Raw genomic sequence first — 5,896 nt, forward strand, 5'->3', positions numbered from 1 at the left:
CCCCCACTCCCCCGGCCCCGTCCCACGACGTGGTCATCTCCACCAGCGCACCCCCGGTGGCCTCGCGGACCGTGTAGGTGGTGGCCATGGACGAGTTGGCGTCCTTCTCCACCAGCGACCAGTGCGCCGCGGCCTCGTCCACGGTCACCGTGGCCTTGACGTCCCGGCTGCGCTTCTTGGTGGCCTGGAGGTTCCACGCCGCCACGGTGCCGTGCCCCTGGCCGCCCTCGATCAACCTGTACGCGGTGAACTGCTCGGGCTGGATCCGGGGACGAACCTGGGCGTAGTCCGCGATCGCGGCCGTCACGGCCGCGACGGGCGCCTCGATGACGATGGTGTTGCTGGCGGTGACCCTGCCCATGATCGTGACTCCTCCTCTGCCTGACCACATCGCGACCGCCGGAATCGCCGGTGGCGGCGCCCTCGACAGGGGCGCGTCAGACCCCCACCATCGTGCCCGATCCCTCCTGCCGCCGAGCACGCCACCTCGCCACGACTTTCCGGAGTTCCTCGAGCCAGAGGATCGACGAGCCCACCGCGACCGCCAACAACCACTCGTCCGCGTGCAACGGGGTGGTGTCGAAGATCCCCTGGAGGAAGGGCACCTGGACCACGGCCACCAACAGCAGCGGGACCGCCGCCAGGGCCACCCAGATCGGGGCGTTGTGCGCCATGTCCCGGGAGAACACCGAGCCGTCCGTGGAGCGGACGTTCATCAGGTTGAACACCTGGAAGAACACGAAGGCGGCGTAGGCGAGAGTGGTGGCGAACAACGGCACGCCCGCGCGTTCGGGGAAGATCGTCTCCGCGAACGCGAGGACCAGCAGTGTCCCGGTGGCCATGACCACGCCCAGCCACAGGATCCGTACCAGTCGTGACGGGGTGAGGATCTGCTCGTCGGCGGGTCGGGGCGGCCGCCGCATCGCGTTCTTCTCCACGGGCTCCACGCCCAGCGCCATGGCCGGCGGGCCGTCCATGACGATGTTCACCAGCAGGACCTGCAGGGCGGTGAACGGCACCGCGGGCAGACCCAGCAGCCCGCTGGCGAGGAACACCAGCACGAACGCCCACGCGGTGGTGAGCTGGAACTTCACGAACTTGACGATGTTGTCGTAGATCCCGCGGCCCTGTTCGACGGCCGAGACGATCGTGGTGAAGTTGTCGTCGGTGAGGACCATGTCGGCCGCGCCCTTGGACACGTCGGTGCCGGTGATCCCCATCGCGATCCCGATGTCCGCCTGACTCAGCGCGGGCGCGTCGTTGACGCCGTCGCCGGTCATGGCCACCACGTCCCCGCCGGACTGCAGCGCCCGGACCATCCGGATCTTGTGCTCCGGGGACACCCGGGCCAGGACTCCCATTCCGGGAGCCCGCCCGCACAGCTCGTCGTCGTCGAGTCCGTCGAGATCGACCCCTCGCACCGCCTCCCCCTCGATCCCCAGGTCGCGGGCGATCGACGAGGCCGTGACGAGGTGGTCTCCGGTGATCATGTGGACGGAGATCCCGGCCGCGCGCGCCACCCGGATGGCCTCGGCGGCCTCGGGCCGGGGCGGGTCGACGATGCCCACCACCGCGAACACGGTCAGCCCCCACACCTCGTCGAGGAGCCTGCTCTCGTCCACTGCGACCTCGTCGGTTCCGTCCTTGAACGGACGCCCCGCGACCAGCAGGGTCCGTAGCCCATGTCCGGCCAGCTCATCGGTCGCGAGACGGATCGCCTCGTGCAGCTCATCGGTGAGCTCCACGGCGTCCGTGCCGTTCCACACGTGGGTCGACCGGGGCAGCAGCGCACCGGTCGCGCCCTTGGCGCTGAGCGCGAGCCCCCCGCCCGGTGAGCGGTTGACGGTGGCCATGAACCTGTAGTCGGAGTCGAAGGGCACCTGGGCCACCCGGGGCCGGGCGGCACGCAGTCCCTCCACGTCGAGCCCGCACTTGGTGGCGGCCACGAGGAGAGCGCCCTCGGTGGGGTCGCCGACGAGTTCGCCGTCGGTCACGATCGCGTCGTTGCACAGCGTCATGGCGACCGCCGCCCTCCGGAGGTCCGGAACGGCATCCGGATCGGACGACAGGACCGTGCCGGTCGCCTCGTACCCGGTCCCGGTGACGGTGTAGGCGGAACCGCCCGCGACGATCCGCGTCACGGTCATCTCGTTGAGGGTGAGGGTCCCGGTCTTGTCGGTGGCGATGTGGCTGGTCGACCCGAGGGTCTCCACCGCCGCGAGGTTCTTGATGATCGCTCCCTCACGGGCGAGCCTCGAGGCGCCCATCGCGAGGGTGAACGCCACCACGGCGGTGAGGCCCTCCGGGATGGTGGCCACGGCGAGCGAGACGGCACTGAGGAGCATGTCCTCCCAGGACTGCCCGCGCACCAGTCCGATCCCCATCACCAGCGTCACCACGACCAGCGCGATCACGGTGAGGACCCGGGCCAGGACCCCGATCCGCCGTTGGAGCGGCGTCTGCTCGCCGCCCGCCCCGTCGAGCAGCTCGGCGATCGCCCCCATCTCCGTGCGCTCACCGGTCCCCGTGACCACTACGCGAGCCCGACCGCGGGTGACCTCGGTGTTCATGAACACCATGCCGGTGCGGTCACCGAGCGGCGCGTCCGCGGCGGCCACCGCTCCCGCCGTCTTGTCCACGGGGACCGACTCGCCGGTCAGGGCCGACTCCGCCACCTGGAACCGGGACGCCTCGAGAACGCGTCCGTCAGCGGGGACCCTGTCGCCGGATTCCACCACCACGACGTCCCCCGGGACGAGATCCGCGCTGTCCACCTCCACCTCGCCGCCGTCCCGCACCACCCGGCTGTGCGGCACCGCCATGTCGCGCAACGCCGCCAGGCTCTCCTCGGCCCGCGTCTCCTGCACGTAGTTCAGCACTGTGTTGAGCACCACCACCAGGAGGATGACGACCGGGGTCTCCCACTCGCGCGAGATCACGGCGCTCACCACGGCGGCCACCGCGAGAACCATGATCATGGGGTCGCGGAGCAGCCGCAGGACCCGCCTCCAGGCCGGCACCCCGGCCGCCACCGGCAGGGTGTTGGGACCGTGCACGGCGAGGCGACGGGACGCCTCGGCGCGGGTCAGACCGTTCGACCCCGCGCCGAGGCGGGAGACCACCTCCGCGGTGGGCAGTGTGTGCCAGGGGGTGCGCAGATCCGTCTCCGGGGCGCGGTCCGTCGTCGTCACCCCCCCATCGTGCCCGGTCAGCTGCCCCGGGCGATCCACTCCTCCAGATGCGGGGACTCTTCACCCACCTTGGTACCGTCGCCGTGGCCGGTATGGACCAGTGTCTCGGCCGGCAGGGTGAGGATGCGGTCCCTGATCGAGGTGATGATGGTGGGGAAGTCGGAGTACGACCGACCGGTCGCGCCGGGCCCTCCGGAGAACAGGGTGTCGCCGGAGAACAGGACGCCCGCCTCGGGGACGTGGAAGACGCACGAGCCCGGCGAGTGACCGGGGGTGTTCATGACCGTGAACCCGGTCCCGGCGATCTGGAAGGTCTGCCCGTCCTCGAGGTCCTCGTGGGCGACCGTCGGGTGGGTCTCCTCCCACAGCATCTGGTCACCGGGATGGACGAAGACCCGGGTGTCGAGCTCCCGGGCCAGCTCCGGGGCCACGGTGATGTGGTCGTTGTGGGCGTGCGAGCACAGGATGCCCTTCACCGTGCGCCCGGCCACCGCGTCGATGATCGGCTGGGCGGTGTGGGCGGCGTCGATGACGTACACCTCGGAGTCGTCGCCGAGGATCCAGATGTTGTTGTCCACCTCCCACTCGCCTCCGTCGAGGGCGAACACGCCGCTCGTCACGACCTTCTCGATGCGCAGGCCACCGGCATTACCGGCACTGGTGTGGGTCTCGCTCACAGGGTCACCACCGATCGGAGGACGGAACCGGACTTCATGGCACCGAACGCGGACTCGACCGCGTCCAGGCCGATGCGCTCGCTGACGAACTTCTCGAGCGGGAGCCGACCCTGCAGGTGGAGATCCACCAGCATCGGGAAATCGCGCTCCGGCAGGCAGTCGCCGTACCAGGAGGACTTCAGCGAACCACCGCGGCCGAAGAAGTCCAACAGCGGCATCTCCAGGCGCATCTCGGGCGTGGGCACCCCCACCAGGACCACGGTCCCGGCGAGATCACGAGCGTAGAAGGCCTGCTCGTACGTTTCGGGCCGGCCGACCGCGTCGATCACGACATCGGCGCCGACGCCGCCCGTGAGCTCCTGGATGGCCGCCACTGGGTCCACCCCGGTGGAGTTGACCACGTGGGTGGCACCGAAGTCGCGCGCCCACTCGAGCTTGGTGTCATCGATGTCCACGGCCACGATGGTCGACGCACCCGCCAGACGTGCGCCCACGACCGCGGCGATGCCGACACCACCACACCCGATGACCGCCACGGACTGGCCCCGCGTGACATTGCCCGTGTTGACCGCGGCACCGAGGCCGGCCATCACGCCGCACCCCAGCAGTCCCGCCACGGCCGGGTCGGCCGCGGGGTCCACCTTGGTGCACTGCCCCTCATGGACCAGGGTCTTGTCGATGAACGCGCCGATCCCGAGAGCGGGGGTGAGCTCCGTGCCGTCGGTGAGGGCCATCTTCCTCGAGGCGTTGTGGGTGGCGAAACAGTACTGCTGCTGCCCGCGCTTGCAGGCCCGGCACTCACCGCACACCGCTCGCCAGTTCAGCACCACGAAATCGCCCTCGGCCACATGAGTGACGCGGTCACCGACGGTCTCGACGATCCCCGCGGCCTCGTGGCCCAGCAGGAAGGGGTACTCGTCATTGATGCCGCCGTCGCGATAGGCCAGGTCGGTGTGGCAGACGCCGCACGCCTGCACGCGGACGACGACGTCGTTCGGCCCCGGATCGGGGACCACCACGTCGACCAGCTCGACGTCCGCGCCCTTGCTACGGGCGATGACGCCCTTGACGGTCTGTGACATTCCGGATTCTCCTCGAGATCAGTACAGCTCGGGCAGGTGTCGGGCGATGACCGGCACCGGCATCTCCCACCCTGCCACACATGCAGATCCCGCCATCTTTCCTCCCGCCAGACGGCCGAGGCCCCGGACACTCACGGTGTCCGGGGCCCCGGGGGACGAGCAGGCTGCTCGGAGGTCCGCTCAGACGGCGACACCCTGCGCACGCAGCCACGGCACGGGGTCGATCCACTGGCCGGCCGGGTTGCGCACGCCGAAGTGCAGGTGCGGGCCGGTCGAGTAACCGCGGTTGCCCACGGTTCCGATGACCTGACCGGCATGGACGCGCTGGCCCACCGAGACGTAGTTCTGGTCGTTGTGGCCGTACTCGAGGAGGTATCCGTCGTCGGTCTGGATGCGGATCCACAGTCCGTAGCCCGAGGCCGGCCCCGCGGCGACGACCGTGCCGGACTTGGCGGCGAACAGGGGCGTGCCGATCGGGGCGCCGAAGTCCGTGCCGTTGTGGAAGGTTCCCCACCGCGGTCCGAAGCCCGAGGTGATGGGGCCGAAGGTCGGGGCATGGGCTCCGCCGACCGCACCGGCGGGGATACCGAGCGAGCCGAACAACGCGGGATCGAGGGCGTACTCCCGCAGCTGCTGCTCGTTCAGACCGATGCCCTGGGCGAACTCCTGGGCCATCTGGCCGATCTGGTTCACGTCGATGTCAGCGGACTGGGCGGAGGCGGCGGGGGCTGCGGCCATCGCGACGCCACCGGTGAAAGCGGCACCGGCGACTGCGCCGGCGACGATGCGGCCCATCCCGCTCGCGGACCGGGCTGCGCGGTGGCGGCCGGCGGTCGCGCCGGAGCCGGCCACACCGAGTCGATCGGCGAGCTCGGTGAAGGTGATTCGAGTGGCGTCGGACATCAGGGGAAACCTCGGAGTTCGGTGCGTGGGCGAAGCGGCGGGA

Annotated in this window: 5 protein-coding genes; all 5 read right to left on the minus strand. The window is 70.3% G+C overall.

The annotated features are described in order from the left end of the window. Positions 1–361 (minus strand): SRPBCC family protein (locus G6026_RS12330; protein WP_182613348.1); only part of this gene is annotated, 361 nt, incomplete at its 3' end. Between the two features lie 76 nt (positions 362–437). Then, positions 438–3,191: a cation-transporting P-type ATPase gene (locus G6026_RS12335; RefSeq protein ID WP_309230155.1), complete on the minus strand. Its 2,754-nt coding sequence runs from the start codon at positions 3,189–3,191 to the stop codon at positions 438–440. A 17-nt stretch (positions 3,192–3,208) separates the two neighbouring features. Beyond that, complete coding sequence (locus G6026_RS12340; protein WP_107756298.1) at positions 3,209–3,868, minus strand: MBL fold metallo-hydrolase; 660 nt, start codon at positions 3,866–3,868, stop codon at positions 3,209–3,211. Further along, positions 3,865–4,950 carry an S-(hydroxymethyl)mycothiol dehydrogenase gene (locus G6026_RS12345; protein WP_107756297.1) on the minus strand — a complete coding sequence of 362 codons (1,086 nt, stop codon included), beginning with the start codon at positions 4,948–4,950 and terminating at the stop codon, positions 3,865–3,867. Before G6026_RS12345 ends, G6026_RS12340 begins: the two co-directional genes overlap by 4 nt. Before the next feature lie 180 nt (positions 4,951–5,130). Then, entirely contained in the window at positions 5,131–5,853 is a 723-nt protein-coding gene (locus tag G6026_RS12350; protein ID WP_182613349.1) for a M23 family metallopeptidase, read from the minus strand. Positions 5,854–5,896: the final 43 nt, after the last annotated feature.

It is taken from the genome of Dietzia sp. DQ11-38-2 (assembly GCF_014145055.1).
Taxonomy (GTDB): Bacteria; Actinomycetota; Actinomycetes; order Mycobacteriales; family Mycobacteriaceae; genus Dietzia.

What these genes read in the sequence shown, in the direction of transcription:
- G6026_RS12345 (WP_107756297.1), bottom strand. Translation starts at nt 4,950, where the DNA reads ATGTCACAGACCGTCAAGGGCGTCATCGCCCGTAGCAAGGGCGCGGAC.
- G6026_RS12350 (WP_182613349.1), bottom strand. Translation starts at nt 5,853, where the DNA reads ATGTCCGACGCCACTCGAATCACCTTCACCGAGCTCGCCGATCGACTC.